Genomic DNA, 18,267 nt, shown 5'->3' on the forward strand with positions numbered 1-18,267 from the left:
GATCCTAACGGTGGCTAATTTTCTTCGAAAGGAAGTCCCCGATAAATTGGACTAGAACGATAAGAATCAGGATCAATAAGGTCGCCACAAAGATGACATCATTGTTAAACATGTTTTTCCCATAGTTGATGGCCAAGGTTCCTAATCCTCCAGCACCAACGGCACCCGCCATGGCGGTTTCTCCGATCAAGGAAATGATGGTCACTGTTGTCACACGGATCAAATCAGGAAGCCCTTCACGAAGGTAGACACCAACAATATCCCAGAAGGTTGCCCCACTAGCTTGCGCTGCTTCAATCACACCTCCATCCAATTCGGACAAGACCACTTGGACTTGGCGGGCAAAGAATGGAAAGACAGCCAAAGACAGCGGAACAAGGGCTGCTGTAGGACCGATGGTATTTTTCAAGAGCAAGTAGGTCAAAGGATTAATAAAGGCCAACAAGATAATGAAAGGAATGGCGCGGAACAAGGAAGTAATCTTATCCAAAATTTGGAAAACGATTCTATTTTCGATGACACCACCTGGACGGGTCAAGACTAACAAAAGCCCTGTCACCAAACCTAAAAATCCACCAATAATGAAGGAAATAACGGTCATGTAAAGAGTCAAGTAAATAGCGGTTCCCCATCCATACTGGCCAGACCACCCTAATTTATAGACATTTGGTAAATATGTTTGAATTAACTGGATCATGCTTTTCTCCCATCTTTCACAATAGTCACGGAAACTCCTGCGTTTTCTAACTCAGCTTTGGCCGTTTCCAGATTTTGATTTTCACCTGATAAGATGACCACCAATTCTCCAACAGGCGTGTTATCAAGGATCTCGATGTTCCCAAATAAAATGTTGGCGGATACTTGGTACTGCTTGTAAATATCATTGATGATAGCTGTATCTGTCACAGAACCCGCATACTTGAGATGCGCTAGAACCGAATCATCTGGTAAGTTCTTAACAATCGCTTGTTGGTTGATTTTCACCATGGCTTCATCGATTCCTGTTGCAACGGTGATAAAGTCTTGCGTCAAGGCATTTTTCGGATTCGAGAAGATATCTAAAACAGATCCTTCTTCAATCAGCTCACCATTTTGCATGACAGCTACCCGGTTGGCAATATCTTTAACAATTTGCATCTCATGGGTGATCAAGACAATGGTTAAACCAAGTTTTTTGTTTAACTCTTGCAACAAAGCTAGAATTTGTTTGGTCGTCTTTGGATCCAAGGCTGAAGTTGACTCATCTGAGATCAAAATCTTTGGATCGTTGGCAAGGGCACGCGCAATCGCTACCCGTTGCTTTTGACCACCAGACAATTGTGCTGGGTAGTTTTCTGCACGGTCAGATAGACCAACCAAATCCAACAATTTCGCTACTTTCTCATTCTTTTGTTCTTTGTTTAATTTAGAATGTTTAAGAGCAAATGCTACATTTTCTGCGACAGTCATTTGAGCCATCAAGTTGAAGTGTTGGAAAATCATTCCGATATCCCGACGTTTCTCCCGAAGGGCAGCCGGTTTCAAGGTCACCTGATCTTGATAAATCACATCTCCGTCCACAGTGATGGTTCCGGCGCTGGGCACTTGCAAGAGATTGATCACCCGAACCAAGGTCGATTTCCCCGCTCCGGAATACCCTACAATCCCATAGATATCGCCTTCATTAATATGAATGGTCACATCTTTGACGGCTTGGATCTGACGTTTCTTTTGCTGGAAGGTCACATCAATGTGGTCCAGCTGAATCATTGCTTTACTCATAACTTGCTATTAACTCCTTTATCAATTCAATATGGGTGTAATAATCGGCAATTTTCACATTTTCGTCGCCCCCATGATCACGGCTATTGGCATTGCCAATTCCAAAGGCTGCCATCGGCACCTGCAAAGCCTCAAATACCGTATGCATTGGCCCTGTTCCCGCTGTTGTTGGAAGAACAGAAACTCCTTCTCTATAGAAGTCTTTGGCCAGCCGAATGACATTTAAAATCGATGGGGCACTCATATCACTTCGGTAACTCATTTCACCGAGAGTATAGACCAATTCGACCTGATCATAGCCATTTTTCTTCAATTGCTGATTGATCTTTTCTAAGACATCCTTGGGATCCAGTCCAGGAACCAAACGCACCTCCATCTTAGCACGCGCCTCTGCTGGAAGAATCGTTTTAACACCTTGGCCTTGGTAACCAGAGCCAAAACCTTCAATATTCAGGGCTGGTTCAAAATAGAAACGGCGCAGGAATTCTTTTCGGTCTTCCTTCAAGATTGGGAGGGTTAGACCATAGGTTTCCGTAACATCTTCTGGCCCTTTGTTGGCATATTGCTCGATCAAAGCTAGCTCGCGTTCATTGGGTTCTTGGATCTGATCGTAAATCCCATCCACCAAGATTCGGCCTTCTTTGCCACGTAGGCTTGCGATGGCATTTAACAAATACCAGGAAGCAGAGTCTACTACACCGCCATAGCTGGAATGAATATCCACTTCTGCACTCTTCACCACCATATCAAAGGTGACGATCCCCTTGCTACCACCGGAAATTTCCAACTGACCCTGATTATTTCGGGTACCTTGTTCCCAGACTAAGAGGTCTGCCCCACGCAAGTGTTTCTTGTGTTTGGCCAAATATTTATCCAAGTCCGTCGATGCAGACTCCTCTGCCCCTTCGATGATAAAGGTGATATTGACTGGCAAATCGCCACTTTCACGAATGTATTTTCGAAGAGCTGTGAGACGAGCCGTGATATGCCCCTTGTCATCATCAACCCCTCGACCGTACATGGTCCCATAATGAACTGATAAGGTGAAGGGATCTCCCGTCCAAGGTTGGTCTCCATCAGCTGGTACCGTATCATAGTGGTTATAAAAAATGATGGTTTTGGCTTCAGGATTTGGCGAGAAAAATTTGGCAATCACAAAAGGTGCTGTATAGCTATCATCCACTTCGACTTTAGCTCCTGCAGCTGTAAAAATTTCCCCCAAGTAGTTGGCTACTTCCTTGAGACCAACTTGTTGGGCAAAGATGGATTTTTTTGAAATCAAGGTTCGCAACACTTCAAAATAATGTTGTGCGACCTCATCATTTTCAAATTTACGGATTTGTTCCGCTTCTGTTGCAAAAGGCATGCATTCCTCCTAATACACGATAAGAGGTAGAGAATTGCTTCTCCACCTCCTTCATACACTTGAGATCGAATCTTAGAAGACTGGTTGGTCCATTCCTTCTGAAGATTCTTCGATCACTTTCTTCACATTGTCTTTGTGATAGGCTTTGATGATTTCTTTGATAGCTTTTGCTTTATCAGATTTTTCCCAATCTTTCTTAGCAGCGATCAAGTTGTACCATTGTTTTGAGTTGTTGTCTTTCTTTTCAACATAGATAGCTTTTTTGAAATCAACGCCTGCTTCACGAACGAAGGTATTGTTGATGACTGCAGCATCTACTGATGGAAGAGCAGATGGCGTTTGTGAAGCATCCAATTCAGAGATCTTCAAATCTTTTGGATTTTCTTTGATGTTTGACACGTTAGCCAATTGTCCATCCTTAGTATCCAATTTAATCAAACCAGCTGATTGCAAGACATACAAGGCACGGCTTTCATTTGTTGGATCATTTGGCACAGCGATTGTTCCACCCTTAGGAATTTCTTTAATTGAAGTGTATTTGTTTTTACCGTTTTCTGTACCAGAGTAAAGACGGATTGGAGCGATGTAAGTATCTGCTACTGCAACAAGGGCCTTGTCGTTTTTAGAGTTCCAGTTATCAAGGAAGTTGTAGTGTTGGAAAGCATTGATATCCACGCTACCATCTTTTACAGCCACGTTTGGTTGTGAGTAGTCTGTAAATTGAGTGAATTCCAATTTGATTCCTGTTTTAGCGTCATCCAAGTTCTTTTGAACTTGATCCCAACGAGCTTTTTCAGTGTCGCTCAAAGTCATGACACCTACTTTTACAGTTGTTTCACCATCTTTGCTAGATGATTTTGAAGAACCACATGCTGCAAGAGCAAATGTTGCAATAGCTGCAAGAGCTGTTAAACCAAGAATTTTTTTCAATTTCATTTTGAAGTCTCCTTTAATTAAATATTATTCTTTAATATCTTTTGCTTCTGGTAGATAAGTTCCACCAAAGTATTTTTTAGACAGTTTTTCAAGGGTTCCATTGTCATAGAGTTCCTTGATACGTTTGTTGACAAATTTTTGAAGATCTTTATCTTCCTTTGCAATAATTGGATACACATAAGGTTGTTGATCGCTTGGAAGCTCGATAACCTTCAGGTTGTCATAGCCTTGATCACGAATGATGGTATCCACTGAGATCCGTTCGAAAATCTTGTAATCTGTACGACCATCCGCTAGATTAGCCATGATGGTTTGAATGGTTCCATCTGTGTATTGCAAGTTAGTTGGATTATCTGAATGTTTTTTATTGTAATCTTCTAATTGTTTAGCAGTAGATGTTCCTTGAACAACTTCTGTTTTCTTACCACCCAAGTCATCCAAAGATTTAATAGAAGAATCTTTTGGTACGACCAATACTAATGGATTTCGAGCATATGGATTTGGATAGAGGTATTTTTCTTCCCGCTCTTTTGAGTAGCTAATGTTGTTGGCACCGATTTGGAAACGGTCACTATCTAAGCCAGCAAAGACTGAAGACCACTCTGTTTTGTTAAAGTTTACTTCATATTTGTCTGAACCTTTGAAGATTTCACGCAAAACTTCGATTTCATAACCGGTTAGCTTGCCATCTTTTTCTTCGTAAGAGAATGGTTTGGTTGTCCCAACAGTCCCAACTTCAATGGTTTTCTTACCACTGGCTGATTTGCCAGATGAACATGCTACTAAAGCACTGGTTGCAAGGACTGCAACTAATCCTAAAGTAGAATACTTAATCACTTTTTTTAGATTCATAGGATCTCCTTATTCGTTTCAGACACATAAAACACCATTTTAAAAGTATTTTTTTATTTTATCAAAAAAGCATTTGCTTGCCTAATATATATTTTTTATGGAGGTGATAGTTTTTCTTTATCACACTTCTTTGGCTTTAAAATATCGCAATAAAGCTTGCGCATTTTCAACATAATAGGGAACTGATACCTCAAAGGCTGCATCATCGATGGTCATGTGATCATGATGAAGGTCTGGCGCATCCGGCTCTCCGTTTGAACCGATAAAGGCAAAGACTCCAGGAATTCGCTCTTGGTAAAAGGCGAAGTCTTCTCCAGCAGTAGAAGGATTTGCTGGAAGCACCTCAGCCAAATCTTGTGAAGCTTCCCAAACTACTTTCGTTAATTCCTCATCATTAAAGGTAACGGGCGGGGTCACACCCCACTCAAAAGCCACATCCACTTCAAGGCTTTTCGCTATGTGACGAACGATAGAAACAAAGTGTTCTTTCAACTCCCTTTGCACACTCGGATTAAAGGAACGAATGGTTCCTTCAAAATAACCTGATTTAGGAAGTACATTCCAAGTAGAACCCACATCCAGGTGCGTAATGGACAAAACAGCAGTTTCAAAGGGAGAAACGGTCCGTGAAATTAATAATTGTAAGTTCTGAACCATGGTTGTGACAGCCGTTACAGTGTCAACTCCCAAGTCTGGTCTCGCAGCATGACTACTGACCCCTGTCACGGTAACCTTGAATTTCTCAACCCCTGCCATCATAGCTCCAGCATTCAAGGCAAGTTGCCCTGCTTTTAGCTGGGGAATATTGTGAAAACCAATAATTCCTTGAACATCCTCCAACAGTCCTGTTGCTAAAACATCAGAAGCACCCTCTGAGATTTCTTCTGCTGGTTGAAAGATCAAGCGTACGGTTCCTTCAAGCTGGTCTTCTTTTTCCTTGAGAAGAGCTGCTGCTCCTAGAAGACTGGTTTGATGAAAATCATGGCCACATGCATGCATGACTCCTGGATTCTGACTTTTGTAGGGCAGATTTGTTTGTTCCAAAATTGGAAGGGCATCGATATCTGCTCGAAGTGCCACCACCGGTTGGTCGGACCCAATTTCTGCAATCAGACCAGTTTTTAATCCACTCTCTAAAATATGAATCCCCAACTCCTCTAAACGCTCCTTTAGAAAGGCAGTTGTCTGGTATTCTTGACCAGACAATTCCGGGTGTTGGTGGATATAGTGGCGAATCTCTGCTAACTCTTCATAAGAAAAAGACACAAGCCTTCATCTCCTTTCAAACTTAAAATTATTTTATCACGAATAGGTGTTTCCGTCTAATTCCTGTTTCTTGGGTTTTGATATAGTTTTAAACTATAGATAAAAACATTCCTAGATCTATGTCCTAGAAGTGCCAACTTCCGCATTAAGAAAGATTTCCCTCGAATTTTTCCATAAAGCTATCACTATTATAGGCTTTTTCTACTTCCCACTTGCCATCTTTCTTAACAAAGGGCAACTGGTAGTCGTATCGATCTGGCGTCGTCAAGGGACGATCTGCAAGAGAAGCCATCATTTCCTCTCTATAGGCTTTGTTTTGAGCCTGATTCGCCTCGATGATCCCTGGGTAGTCTTTACGATGTTCTTGATAAAAGGTCTGCATGTGGTTTAAGATCGTCTTTTCCATGCTGACAGTCTCAGGATTTAGACTAATAACCACCTTGTCCGGGAGATATTGTTTAACCTTGTAAGTTAATTTAGCGCGCTTTGCATTTTCCTTTTCATAAGCATCGATAAACTGGGTCACTTCTTCTTCAGGAAATTGATAATCGTATAGTTTGCGAGTAAAGTCAGCCGCAAATTTCGCACGGAAATCACTGGCTTCCTTTTTCAAATCAGTTCCCAAAACAAAAACATCATCCTTTTTGACCTTTCGTTGGCCACTGAAGTAAACTTGATTGATGTATTCATCTGCTAGAAGAGTGGAAGCTTCCACCTTGTCCTCATACTGAGAAGAATCCACCGCAAATTTTAAAGGCTTGGATTTTTTATCAGAGCTATAGGTTTTTCGTTCATACTGCACTTCATATTTTTTACCTTTTTCGACTGGAAAAACGATATAGCCAGTTAATTTTTTATCCTGGGCCAACTGATCACTCTTGAGCAATTGGAAGGCTTCACTTTGGTCATAAATTCCTGACTGCAATTTGACCTTGTTATTATCCTCATCGTAAATGGTGATATCTGAATCTGACACGTTGATAGATTCTTTGGCAACATTTTTAAATTCTAATTGAAGGGCTAAATAGGTCCCGTCTTCTGAGTCATTGAGGACAGGTGGCTTGATGTATTGCCCTCCTTTTAAACTCACCTCGACTTGACCGTCAGATGCGGAACTTTTCGCTGCTTTTTCTGTCTTTGCTTGCTACGAATTTGTCTTTTGAGCAGTAGTTCCACAAGCTACTAGACTCAAGGTCGCCACAGCAAATAAGATCCATTTTAAAATCTTTTTCATCCTCATCTCCTTAAAAAATTCTTTCCCTATTCTAACATCTTTTTCTAACTATGTATACGCTATATAGTGATAACTCTCCCTCAGAGGACGAGAATCACAAAAAGGCCAAGACTTTCGTCTCAACCTTTTTACTGAAAAAAAATTGGTTTTGGTTTTACAAGATTCCTTTTTCTTTTTGAATCATGAGATCCTTGAGGGAAATCAAGAGAACTGCAAGAAGGATCATGGCCATCCCGATAAAATCAATGGCAAAGAAATGTTCATTCATAATGGCAAAAGCAAAAAATACAGCTGAAATGGGCTCAATCGAAGCAAGAAGGCTACCTTTGACCGGTCCAACTAAGCTAGTTCCTTTCAAAAAGACGGTATAGGCAAATATGGTCCCAATTACCACTAAGCCAATTAAGCCCATCAGATTATCCATGCTATATTGGCCATGAAAAAGTCTTCTTCCTGTAAAGGGAATCATCATGAGTCCTGGGATGAGCATACCGATACCAATCACCAACATACTACCCCATTTTTGAATTAATTGAATAGGCAGAATGATGTAGAGGGCATAGGCAAAGGCAGAAACAAGCCCCCAAGCTAGCCCTTTAGGAGTGATCGCCAATTGATTGAGTTGACCATGGGTTGCAATGAGAAAGGTCCCTGCAATGGCTAAGACCATCGAAATGATTTCAGATACCGTAGGAGCTACCCGGTCTTTGATACACGAGTAGGCCAAGACACCTACTGGACAAAGATACTGTAAAACAGTTGCCGTACCAGCATTTGTCGCATGAATCGCTTCTAAATAGGTCAATTGAGTCATTAACAAACCCAAAAATGCAAACAAGAGCAAGGGCAAATAAGACGAACGGTCTGTTAGAAAGGCTCTCACTCTTTTCTTATCCGCTAGAAAGGCTAATAGCAATAGAACTGCTCCCGAAATAATTAAACGAATCGTTGTCAAACCGATCGCTGTAAATCCATGAGCCATCAGGTATTGACCACAAGCTCCTGATAAGCCCCAAGCGATCCCAGCAATCAAGGTCATGAGCGTCCCCTTCATCGTCTTTGACATAGTCCCCTCCCAAATCTGTTCCTTACTTTTATTGTATCATAAAAGGCCGAAACTACACGTTTCAGCCTTTCATTATTTTATATAAGTTTATTAGCTTATTCAGGTTGAACCAAGATCTTGATTTGGGATTTATCTTGTGTTAATTCAATAAATCCTTCTTCAACGATATTTTCCAATTTAATTTTCTTGGTAACCAATTTCTCAGCAGAGAAGTAACCTTGTTCCATCAATTCCAAGACTTTAGGGAAGATATGACGGTAAGCAATAATTCCTTTGAGGGATTTTTCTTGAATAGCGAATTCATTTGGATTGATGCTCGCTTCACGTTCCCAGATAGATACAACCATACATTCCCCAGCTTTATGAACAGCTGCAAGGGCTTGGCCTAAAACAACTGGAACCCCAGTGACTTCATAAGAAACATCTGCTCCACCACCTGTCAAACGATGGATGGCTTCTACGACTGTTTCTCCTTCTTCTGGGCGAACAACGATCGCTCCCAATTCTTCTGCTTTAGCTTGGCGTTCAGGAGACAATTCAACCGCATAGATTTTTGATGCTCCTGCTGCACGGAGGGCTTCAACGATCAAGAGACCAATTGGGCCTAAACCAAAGATAACAGCTGTATCACCAGTTTTCAAAGCAGATTGACGAACTGCATACACAGCTACAGCAGCAGGTTCTGTAAGAGCGGCTTGTTCATAGCTCAAGCTATCTGGAATCACATGGACAAGATCACCATCAAGGACACAATATTTAGCAAAACCACCATCTGCAGCGAGGCCGACGAAGTTCAAGTTTGGATCAAGGTTATAATCACCAATTAAGTTGTGCTCTGCAAGAATTGGTTCGATGGTTACACGATCCCCAACTTTGACACGAGTGACATCACTTCCGACTTCTACAATTTCACCAGAGAATTCATGTCCCAAAGTAACTGGTGCTTTTTGACCAGAATAAACATGTTCTTCTGTTGGAATGAAGATTGGGCCGTCCAAATATTCATGCAAGTCTGTCCCGCAAATCCCCGTGAACTTAACTGCCACCTTTACTTGATGTGGTTGTACTTCAGGTACTTCCACCTCTTCAATACGAACGTCTTTTGCTGCATGCCAGCGTGCTGCTTTCATAGTAGCCATAGGATGGTCTCCTTGTTTTCATGATTTTTAGTTTTCTTTTCAGGAAACTTTATATACCACATTGTAAACGTTTTCTTTCTGCTTGTCAAGGAAAAACTGAACAAAGAAGACAATGAAGAAATAAACCTAGTGATGACTTCTTTTCCTCTCCACATTACAAGACTTTTTCTGTATCCGACAAACCTCCAATCTCCACCCCAAAATCCAACCAAGGACCAGGAGATAATTTTCAAGCGCACCGATCCCATTGACTGGCAAATGATAGTTGAGATAAGCAAATAAATGATTCGTCCCAATTCCAATCCCACCTAGGATCAAAGCCAATAGAACCGTCCGAAGATAAAACCAATCGTATTTGAGATTGACAGCAATGAGAATCACAAGAACTGCCACATTCCAAATTCCAATCTCCCGTTGCCAACCGACAGAAACACCATATCCCGAATGACTTCCCATATAGGATGGAAAGAATAGCTGGAAGATAATCGCTCCAGACATGGCGATGATAAGTAAAATAAATAAGAATCTTAACAACCGATTCATCTTCTTCCTCCTTTAAGAAAAAACTGATTAATCTCTTGACACTTGTTTTCTGTTAAAACAGGAACACCGCTACTGTTTAAATAAAATGCAATATAGTCTAATTTTTGTGAGAATGAGATCATTTCTTCACCTGATATAGTTGGATCAAGCCACACATCAATTAATAGAGATAGTGTTGTGGCTGTCTCTAAAGGATATTTACAAGAAAACTCGCCCTTCTCATTTCCTTGATGAATGATTATTCCTACATATTTGGAAAGAATATTCACCGTATTTTTTAAAGAAAACAACAAACCAAACGGTATTTTTTGTGCCCAGTCAATACCAGTAAGCTGTTCCATATTCTCATTGCCTATTAAATAATCTACTAATTGTAATAGACGATCTGTTGATGAAACTTCTTCGTTCTTTGACAATTCTTCTAGAAAAGTTGAGAGGGCAATCGTTTCTTTTTCCATTAAGAGTTGTAGAATCTCTTCTTTACTTTTGAAGTGATGGTAAACAGCCCCTTTTGACAATCCTGTCGCCGTTACTAAATCAGCCATCGTTGTTTCATTATAGCCTTTATTTGAAAACAAGGATAAAGCCACTTGAATAATTTGATCTTTACTTCTTTTTGATTTTATTTCTTGTTTCAAGTAACTTCCCTCCTTAAAAAACAGACCATCGGTCTGTTTTTAATTTTATTAAATTCAGAAGACTTTGTCAATTAAATTCCATTTTTCATCCCCTCTGAAAAAGTAAAAACAGACACAAAAAGGTGCCTGTTAGAATGTAAACATATACTGAAACTTTCCGCCGTGAGAAAAGTGCCTGAAACATAATTGTTTCAGGCACTCGGGAGTTTTGAAACTTTAGGTTCAAAACTAAGTCATGGAACTTCTTCGAAGTTCGCTGACGTCCGAACTCACTTAAGGAAAGTTTCTAAGATGTCTCTATCATGAATCCGACAGATACTTCCTAGTAACTGTTCCTTTTATTCACTATCTTTCAACTTAGCCAATTCTTGGGCAAGTAACTTGAGTGCTACTTGTGGGTTGGCTTGGCCTTTGGTTGCTTTCATAAGGAAACCTGTGAAGGCCTTGTCAGCGTTACGTTTACCTGACTTGAAGTCGGCTACGGCTGCTTCATTGTCTGCAAAGACTTGGTGGATGATTGGGATTAAGACTTCAGGATCTGAAATCTGTACCAATCCAGCTTTTTCGACGTATTCACGCGCACCGCCACCATTTTTCGCCAAGTGAACGAAGACTTTCTTGGCAATTTTAGATGAGATGGTTCCATCTTCGATGATGGCAATCATTTCAACCAAGTTTTCTGGTGTCAATTGGATTTCTTCCAGCGTTTTGCCTTCTGCATTCAAGAATTGTGCCACTTCACCTTGGAGCCAGTTAGACACTTGTTTAGCATCGCCACCAAGAACTACAGCTGCTTCAAAGAAGTCAGAAGTGACTTTCGTCGCTGTCAATTGGTTGGCATCATAGTCAGACAAGCCAAGCTCTGCAACGTAGCGAGCACGACGGTCTTTTGGAAACTCTGGCAACTCAGTACGCATTTCCTCGATCCACTCATCTGAGATTTCAAACAATGGTAGGTCTGGTTCTGGGAAGTAACGGTAATCCGCTGCTCCTTCTTTGACACGCATAAGAATCGTGCTCTTGTTAGCTTCATCATAACGGCGTGTTTCTTGACGAATGACCCCACCTGAACGCAAGATTTTCGCTTGGCGCTCAACTTCGTATTCAAGACCCTTACGGACGTTTGAGAAAGAGTTCAAGTTTTTCAACTCCGTCTTGGTACCAAATTCCTCTTGACCGTATGGGCGAAGGGAAATGTTGGCATCGACCCGCATCGATCCTTCTTCCATCTTGACATCAGAAATACCAGTGTACTGGATGACTTCTTTCAAAGCTGTCAAATAAGCATAGGCTTCTTCAGGAGAACGCATATCGGCTTCAGAAACGATTTCAATCAATGGAACCCCTTGACGGTTAAGGTCTACATAAGAGAATCCATCTGTTCCGTGGGTATTCTTACCGGCATCTTCTTCCAAGTGGGCCCGTTCAATCCCGATTTTCTTAGTTGAGCCGTCTTCCAATTGCACTTCAATCCAACCGTTGTAACCGATTGGCTCGTCAAATTGCGAAATTTGGTAGGCCTTTGGATTATCAGGATAGAAATAGTTCTTCCGGTCAAAGTGCATATGCTGATGGATATCCATATTCAAGGCCAAAGCAGCCTTGATACCAGCATCCACAACACCCTTGTTCAAGACAGGAAGCACCCCTGGGAAAGACCAGTCAATCACATTGGTATTGGCATTTTGCTCGTTCCCAAAGTGGGCAGAGGTTGGTGAGAAAATTTTTGAGTTTGTATTCAATTCAACGTGGACTTCAAGTCCGATGACTGTTTCAAAGTTCATTAATTGTCACCTCCGAAAATAAGGGGTTGTTGCTTGTGGTAATCCGTCGTTGCTTCAAAGGCAGCAGCAGCTTGATAGATGGTTTCTTCAGAATACTTCGGACCAATCAACTGCAAACCAACTGGAAGACCTTGCGCAAAACCTGCAGGAATCGAAATCCCTGGAAGACCTGCCAAGTTGACTGGAATAGTCAAGAGGTCCGCCAAGTACATGGCAACCGGGTCATGGTTGAGCGAATCCAAATCAAAGGCTACACTTGGAGCTGTTGGACCAAGGATAAGGTCGTAATCCGCAAAGACTTTTTCGAAGTCTTGGATAATAAGGGTACGGACTTGACCAGCTTTCTTGTAGTAAGCATCGTAGTAACCAGATGACAAACTAAAGGTACCAAGCATGATCCGGCGTTTGACCTCATCACCAAAGCCTTGACTACGAGTGTTCACGTAGATATCATCCAAGTTTTTAGCATCTTCCGCACGGAAACCATAGCGAATCCCATCGAAACGTTGCAAGTTTGAAGAAGCTTCAGATGAAGCGATGATGTAATAAACGGCAACCCCATATTTAGAGTGTGGAAGGCTAACTTCTTCGACAGTTGCTTCCAATTTTTCAAAGTGTTTGGCCGCATTAAGGATGGTTTCTTTGACTTCTGGGTCGATCCCTTCACCGAGGTATTCCTTTGGAAGGGCAATCTTCATGCCTTTGATGTCTTGACCAATCTTAGAAGTAAAGTCTGCTACGCGCACTGGCGCTGAAGTTGAATCCTTAGCATCTTCACTGGCAATAACATTGAGCAAGAGGGCATTTTCCTTAACGGTTGGAGCGAAAGGTCCAATTTGGTCGAGTGAGCTACCAAAGGCAATGAGACCAAAACGGGAAACCGTTCCATAAGTTGGTTTGAGACCAACAATCCCGTTGAAGGCAGCCGGTTGACGGATAGAACCACCTGTATCTGAACCAAGGGACAAACGGACTTGCCCTGAAGCGACAGAAGCTGCTGAACCACTAGAAGATCCACCAGGCACCTTGCTGTGGTCCCAAGCATTCTTGGTTGGTCCATAGTAAGAAGTTTCTCCAGATCCACCCATGGCAAATTCATCCATGTTGGTCTTCCCGATGACAATCATATCTTTGGCTTTGGCATTGGCAACAGCTGTCGCATCAAAGATTGGCTCGTAGTTGTAGAGCATTTTTGATGCCGCAGTAGTCAAGATGCCATCTGTTGAGATATTGTCTTTGACAGCGAGTGGAATCCCTGACAAGAGGTTATCTGCATCAATTCCCTTTTCATCAATGGCCTTGGCTTGCGCAAGAGCCACTTCTTCTGCCACCGTTACAAAGGCATTGACGGCTTCTTCACGCGCCTTGATATCGTCAAGCGTCGCTTGTGTCAATTCCGTTGCCGAAATTTCCTTAGAGACAAGGAGGTCGTGCAACTCTTCAATGGTTTTATGGTTGAATGACATTAGGCATCTCCTCCATCTTCTAGGATAGCTGGTACCTTGATGTAATAATTGTCTTTTTCCGGTACATTTTTAAACAAGCGGTCACGGTCAGTCCCTTTTTCAGCAACATCCGGACGCAATACAGTCTTACGATCAGCCATGGTCGTTGTTGGGGCAACACCGGTTGTGTCCACTTCTTCCAACAATTCTACCATGTCGACAATCTTCGACAAGGTTGTCGCAAACTCAGCAGTCTCTTCTGGGGAGAATTTCAATTTTGAAAGATTGGCAACGTGGGTTACCTCTTCTTGCGTAATTTTCATCTTGCTTCCTTTCGTGAAATGATAATTTCCAATACCTTCTATTTTATCATAATTTTAGCTTTTCATGTTGCATTAAAATAAGAAAAAGAGATGAGACTAATTGAGAACTGCACTCAACTAATTCCATACTCTTTATTTATTTTCACTTAAAGTTTTATCTACCAAGCTTGCCCCTAAGACATGCTTGAAATGATTCAAGGCAAACTGATGATTTTCATGAGTGAGCGACGCCACTGCAGGTTCCACGACTTCGATCTGATAGCCGAGGTTGTAGGCATCAACCGCTGTATGGAGGACACAGATATCAGTCAAGACACCTGTCAAAATAACGGTATCTACATGACGTTCTCGAAGGCGGATATCTAGGTCCGTTCCTGAAAAAGCAGAATAATGACGTTTGTCCATCCAAAAGACGCGTGGATCCGCTTTGTGCTCCCGATAAAAATCTGCCAAAGGGCCGTACAAATCACGTCCGCTGGTCCCAATGATATTATGAGGTGGGAAGAGCTTGCTTTCAGGATGAAAAGGATCCTCTACATCATGCGCATCAATGGCAAAAAAGATATAGGCTCCTTGGTCAAAGGCCAATTGGGTCACCTGAGCAATGGTCTCGGAAATGGCTTGTGCAGGAGCACCTGCCGTAAGCTTACCATCATCTGCTACGAAATCGACAGTGTAGTCAATTGAAATCAAGGCTTTGGTCATTAGTAATCTCTTTTCTTAATTTCTTCAAAGATATCTGGAATCAACACTTTGAGATAGGTTCCCTTCATTCCAAGAGAACGGCTTTCAATAATGCCAGCTGACTCCAATTTCCGAAGTGCATTGACAATCACAGAGCGGGTAATCCCAATACGATCCGCGATGATAGAAGCGGTCAACTGCCCCTCGTTTCCTTTCAATTCACTAAGGATAGCAGATACGGCCCGCAATTCAGAGTAAGATAAGGTATTGACGGCCATATTCACTGCTGTCCGGCGACGAATATTCTTCTCATCTTCCTCGCGTTGGTAGTTCAACATTTGAATTCCTACCACGGTACTAGCAATCTCAACCAAGATCAAATCATCGTCGTCAAACTCTTTATCATTCCGCCAAATGATCAAAGACCCCAAACGAATCCCAGAAACATGAATGGGCGCAATTGTCGTCAAGCCTTCAGGAAATTCAGACTTGGTCTCTACTGGAAAGACTGTCAAATCATGCTCGATGGGAAGGTTTGCTTCTGTATCATAAACTAAGCTTGCTGCCTTGGCATAATCTTCTGGTAATTTTTTATTTTGAAAGAAAGCTTCTACTCGGTCATTGTTAGTCTTGTAACGCATGAAATAACCAAGAAGGGTTCCCTTGCTATTAATAATACAAGCATTACAATTGATAATATCCGCCAATTGTTGGGCAATATCATTGTAAGGCATCTCGACTTGCAACTGCTCATCAGTCCGTTTCAAGATGGATGTAATTTTACGTGTCTTTTCTAATAAGTTTGCCATAATAAACCTCGCATATAGTCAGCTAAAGTATATCATATAAGTGTGGGAATTTCAATCAAATTATCTGAAAATTATTTATTTTTCCTACAATTATGCGCAATTCAGAAAAATGTCGATTCGATGGCATGGAATTTATAGAATGAATCAAAAAAAGATTGAAGACCTTCATCTTCAATCCTTCATGATAATTAGCGTTTGTATTGTTTCAAGAAACGAGTCATTTTTTCTTGAATTTGAGCCAATTCATCCACACGTGGGAGGTAAACGATCCGGAAGTGATCTGGGTCCTTCCAATTAAAGCCACGGCCATGAACCAAGAGAATTTTTTCTTGTTTCAAGAACTCTAAAACAAATTGTTCATCATCATCCACGCGATACATGTCCCGATCAATCTTAGGGAAGATATAGAGACCAGCTTTGGGCTTAACAGCTGAGAGGCCTGGAATATCATTGATAGCTTTGTAAATAAAGTTGCGTTGTTCGTAGATTCGACCACCTGGAAGCAAGAGTTCATCCACGGATTGATAGCCTCCAAGAGAGGTTTGCACAACTTGTTGAGCCAAGACATTTGAACAAAGACGCATATTGGACAACATGTTCAAACCTTCGATATAGCCCTTCACATGATGTTTTGGTCCGGATAGAACCATCCAACCAACACGGAAACCGGCAATCCGGTGAGATTTTGACAAGCCATTCATACTCACACAGAAGAGATCAGGCGCTAAACTTGCGATAGCCGTATGTTTTTCACCATCCATGACCAAACGATCGTAAATTTCATCCGCAAAGATGATCAAGTTATTTTGACGAGCGATCTCTACAATCTCAAGCAGGATCTCATCTGGATAGAGGGCACCTGTTGGGTTATTCGGGTTGATGACAACGATAGCCTTGGTATTCGAGGTAATTTTCGACTTGATATCCTCGATATCTGGATACCAGTTTGCTTCTTCGTCACAAAGATAGTGAACCGCGTTCCCACCAGCTAGGCTGACTGCCGCCGTCCAAAGAGGATAGTCTGGCATCGGTACCAATACTTCATCCCCATTGTCCAAAAGCCCTTGCATGGACATGACGATCAGCTCACTCACCCCATTTCCAAGGTAAATATCATTGATATCGACATTTGGAATTTTCTTCAATTGACAATACTGCATGATGGCCTTACGGGCTGAAAAGATCCCTTTTGAATCCGAATAACCTTCACTATCACGCGCATTCATGATCAGATCATGGATGACTTCATCTGGAGCTGTAAAGCCAAATTCAGCAGGATTTCCTGTATTCAAACGAAGAATCTTTTCTCCATTTGCTCGCATGCGCATCGCTTCTTCCAAGACTGGACCACGAATATCGTAAGCGACATGTTCGAGTTTGCTTGATTTATTATATTCCTTCATTTTCTGCCTCGATTCACGAAATTATCTCTATTATACCACTAGTTCAAATAGAGTACAAACCGAGGACTTTAAAAATCCTGCAAAAATATACTAGAAAAAGCGAGACTTTACCTTTACATTCTAGCCTAAAAGGGATAAAATATAAGTGTATAAGGAATAGAGTTACCTTCTATTCTATCCATGTTTTCAAGCTATAAGGAGGTAGGATTATGTCTCAAAAATACGAAAACATTATGGTCGCTGTCGACGGTTCCCATGAAGCAGAATTAGCCTTTGAAAAAGGGGTTAATGTTTCTCTTCGCAACGGCTCTAAATTGACTATTGTCCACGTCATCGATACCCGTGCCCTTCAAAGCGTCTCAACTTTTGATGCTGAGGTCTACGAAGAATTGCAAGAAGAAGCCAATGAATTGCTCAAAGGCTACAAGGAACGTGCTGAAAAAGTCGGCGTTCAAAATGTTGTGACTGTTGTAGAAATGGGAAATCCAAAAGTCCTCTTGGCCAATGATATCCCAAGTAAAGAAGGGGTTGACCTTATTATGGTCGGAGCTACCGGACTCAATGCATTCGAACGGTTAATGGTCGGATCTTCCTCAGAATATATCCTTCGCCACGCCAAAGTAGACTTACTAGTGGTACGTGATAAGGATAAAACCATGTAAGCAACAAAAAGTTTGGAACAAAGGTTCCAAACTTTTTGAATGTAGACAAACTATTGTTTTACATAAAACAGCTAGATGATTTTCAAAAAATGACTTTTATTTTTTGAAGATTAAATACTTTCCGCCGTGAGAAAAGTGCTAGAAACACTATTGTTTCTAGCACTCGGGAATTTTGAGAGTAAAACAGTTCCGGGAACTGTTTTAGCCTGAGCCCAGAAATTGAAAAGCGAAGGGGTTCAAAACGAATTGAACACGGGCTGCGGATTGTGTCAAAAGCGTAAAATACATTAGTACTAAATCCAAGACACAGTAGCTGATTGAATTCTTCTCCCGCCTTTTAGCCCGGAGGAAGAATC

General features: G+C 41.5%; 18 protein-coding genes. 1 reads left to right on the top strand and 17 read right to left on the bottom strand.

Annotation, left to right across the window (positions count from 1 at the left end; translation table 11 throughout):
• Positions 1–4: 4 nt before the first annotated feature.
• From HMPREF0833_RS05320 to HMPREF0833_RS05400, 17 genes are all read right to left on the bottom strand, one after another.
• A complete protein-coding gene (locus tag HMPREF0833_RS05320; RefSeq protein ID WP_003008487.1) occupies positions 5–697 on the bottom strand; it encodes a methionine ABC transporter permease in 693 nt (230 codons plus the stop codon).
• The gene (locus HMPREF0833_RS05325; RefSeq protein ID WP_013904061.1) at positions 694–1,761 is read right to left on the bottom strand and encodes a methionine ABC transporter ATP-binding protein; all 1,068 of its coding nucleotides are present in this window, start codon (positions 1,759–1,761) and stop codon (positions 694–696) included. The genes HMPREF0833_RS05320 and HMPREF0833_RS05325 overlap by 4 nt, the downstream gene beginning before the upstream one ends.
• Positions 1,754–3,127 carry a M20/M25/M40 family metallo-hydrolase gene (locus HMPREF0833_RS05330; protein WP_013904062.1) on the bottom strand — a complete coding sequence of 458 codons (1,374 nt, stop codon included), beginning with the start codon at positions 3,125–3,127 and terminating at the stop codon, positions 1,754–1,756. Before HMPREF0833_RS05330 ends, HMPREF0833_RS05325 begins: the two co-directional genes overlap by 8 nt.
• A gap of 72 nt (positions 3,128–3,199) precedes the next feature.
• Positions 3,200–4,063 (bottom strand): MetQ/NlpA family ABC transporter substrate-binding protein, encoded by an 864-nt coding sequence (locus HMPREF0833_RS05335; RefSeq protein WP_013904063.1) that lies wholly within the window; start codon positions 4,061–4,063, stop codon positions 3,200–3,202.
• 24 nt (positions 4,064–4,087) lie between these two features.
• On the bottom strand, positions 4,088–4,915 hold the full coding sequence (locus tag HMPREF0833_RS05340; RefSeq protein ID WP_013904064.1) for an amino acid ABC transporter substrate-binding protein: 828 nt from the start codon (positions 4,913–4,915) through the stop codon (positions 4,088–4,090).
• A gap of 120 nt (positions 4,916–5,035) precedes the next feature.
• On the bottom strand, positions 5,036–6,181 hold the full coding sequence (locus tag HMPREF0833_RS05345) for an amidohydrolase (protein WP_013904065.1): 1,146 nt from the start codon (positions 6,179–6,181) through the stop codon (positions 5,036–5,038).
• Positions 6,182–6,326: 145 nt separating this feature from the next.
• The gene (locus HMPREF0833_RS05350) at positions 6,327–7,271 is read right to left on the bottom strand and encodes a DUF4352 domain-containing protein (protein ID WP_003018327.1); all 945 of its coding nucleotides are present in this window, start codon (positions 7,269–7,271) and stop codon (positions 6,327–6,329) included.
• 298 nt (positions 7,272–7,569) lie between these two features.
• A complete protein-coding gene (locus HMPREF0833_RS05355) occupies positions 7,570–8,481 on the bottom strand; it encodes a DMT family transporter (protein ID WP_013904066.1) in 912 nt (303 codons plus the stop codon).
• A 95-nt stretch (positions 8,482–8,576) separates the two neighbouring features.
• Positions 8,577–9,620 (bottom strand): 2,3-butanediol dehydrogenase, encoded by a 1,044-nt coding sequence (locus HMPREF0833_RS05360; protein ID WP_013904067.1) that lies wholly within the window; start codon positions 9,618–9,620, stop codon positions 8,577–8,579.
• Between the two features lie 126 nt (positions 9,621–9,746).
• Positions 9,747–10,163, bottom strand: a complete 417-nt coding sequence (locus HMPREF0833_RS05365; protein WP_013904068.1) for a hypothetical protein — start codon at positions 10,161–10,163, stop codon at positions 9,747–9,749.
• Positions 10,160–10,801: a TetR/AcrR family transcriptional regulator gene (locus HMPREF0833_RS05370; protein WP_013904069.1), complete on the bottom strand. Its 642-nt coding sequence runs from the start codon at positions 10,799–10,801 to the stop codon at positions 10,160–10,162. The genes HMPREF0833_RS05365 and HMPREF0833_RS05370 overlap by 4 nt, the downstream gene beginning before the upstream one ends.
• A 338-nt stretch (positions 10,802–11,139) precedes the next feature.
• Positions 11,140–12,585 (bottom strand): Asp-tRNA(Asn)/Glu-tRNA(Gln) amidotransferase subunit GatB, encoded by a 1,446-nt coding sequence (gatB, locus tag HMPREF0833_RS05375; RefSeq protein ID WP_013904070.1) that lies wholly within the window; start codon positions 12,583–12,585, stop codon positions 11,140–11,142.
• A complete protein-coding gene (gene gatA, locus HMPREF0833_RS05380; RefSeq protein WP_013904071.1) occupies positions 12,585–14,051 on the bottom strand; it encodes an Asp-tRNA(Asn)/Glu-tRNA(Gln) amidotransferase subunit GatA in 1,467 nt (488 codons plus the stop codon). The genes gatB and gatA overlap by 1 nt, the downstream gene beginning before the upstream one ends.
• Positions 14,051–14,353 (bottom strand): Asp-tRNA(Asn)/Glu-tRNA(Gln) amidotransferase subunit GatC, encoded by a 303-nt coding sequence (gatC, locus tag HMPREF0833_RS05385; protein WP_002884769.1) that lies wholly within the window; start codon positions 14,351–14,353, stop codon positions 14,051–14,053. The genes gatA and gatC overlap by 1 nt, the downstream gene beginning before the upstream one ends.
• 132 nt (positions 14,354–14,485) lie before the next feature.
• Positions 14,486–15,058 (bottom strand): cysteine hydrolase family protein, encoded by a 573-nt coding sequence (locus HMPREF0833_RS05390; protein ID WP_013904072.1) that lies wholly within the window; start codon positions 15,056–15,058, stop codon positions 14,486–14,488.
• A complete protein-coding gene (gene codY / locus HMPREF0833_RS05395) occupies positions 15,058–15,846 on the bottom strand; it encodes a GTP-sensing pleiotropic transcriptional regulator CodY (protein ID WP_013904073.1) in 789 nt (262 codons plus the stop codon). The genes HMPREF0833_RS05390 and codY overlap by 1 nt, the downstream gene beginning before the upstream one ends.
• Before the next feature lie 188 nt (positions 15,847–16,034).
• Positions 16,035–17,249 carry a pyridoxal phosphate-dependent aminotransferase gene (locus HMPREF0833_RS05400; protein WP_013904074.1) on the bottom strand — a complete coding sequence of 405 codons (1,215 nt, stop codon included), beginning with the start codon at positions 17,247–17,249 and terminating at the stop codon, positions 16,035–16,037.
• A 209-nt stretch (positions 17,250–17,458) separates the two neighbouring features.
• On the opposite strand from HMPREF0833_RS05400, the gene HMPREF0833_RS05405 reads away from it, so the two are divergent.
• Positions 17,459–17,911: a universal stress protein gene (locus tag HMPREF0833_RS05405; protein WP_003018301.1), complete on the top strand. Its 453-nt coding sequence runs from the start codon at positions 17,459–17,461 to the stop codon at positions 17,909–17,911.
• The last annotated feature ends 356 nt before the right edge of the window (positions 17,912–18,267 follow it).

It is taken from the genome of Streptococcus parasanguinis ATCC 15912 (genome assembly GCF_000164675.2).
Taxonomy (GTDB): Bacteria; Bacillota; Bacilli; order Lactobacillales; family Streptococcaceae; genus Streptococcus; species Streptococcus parasanguinis.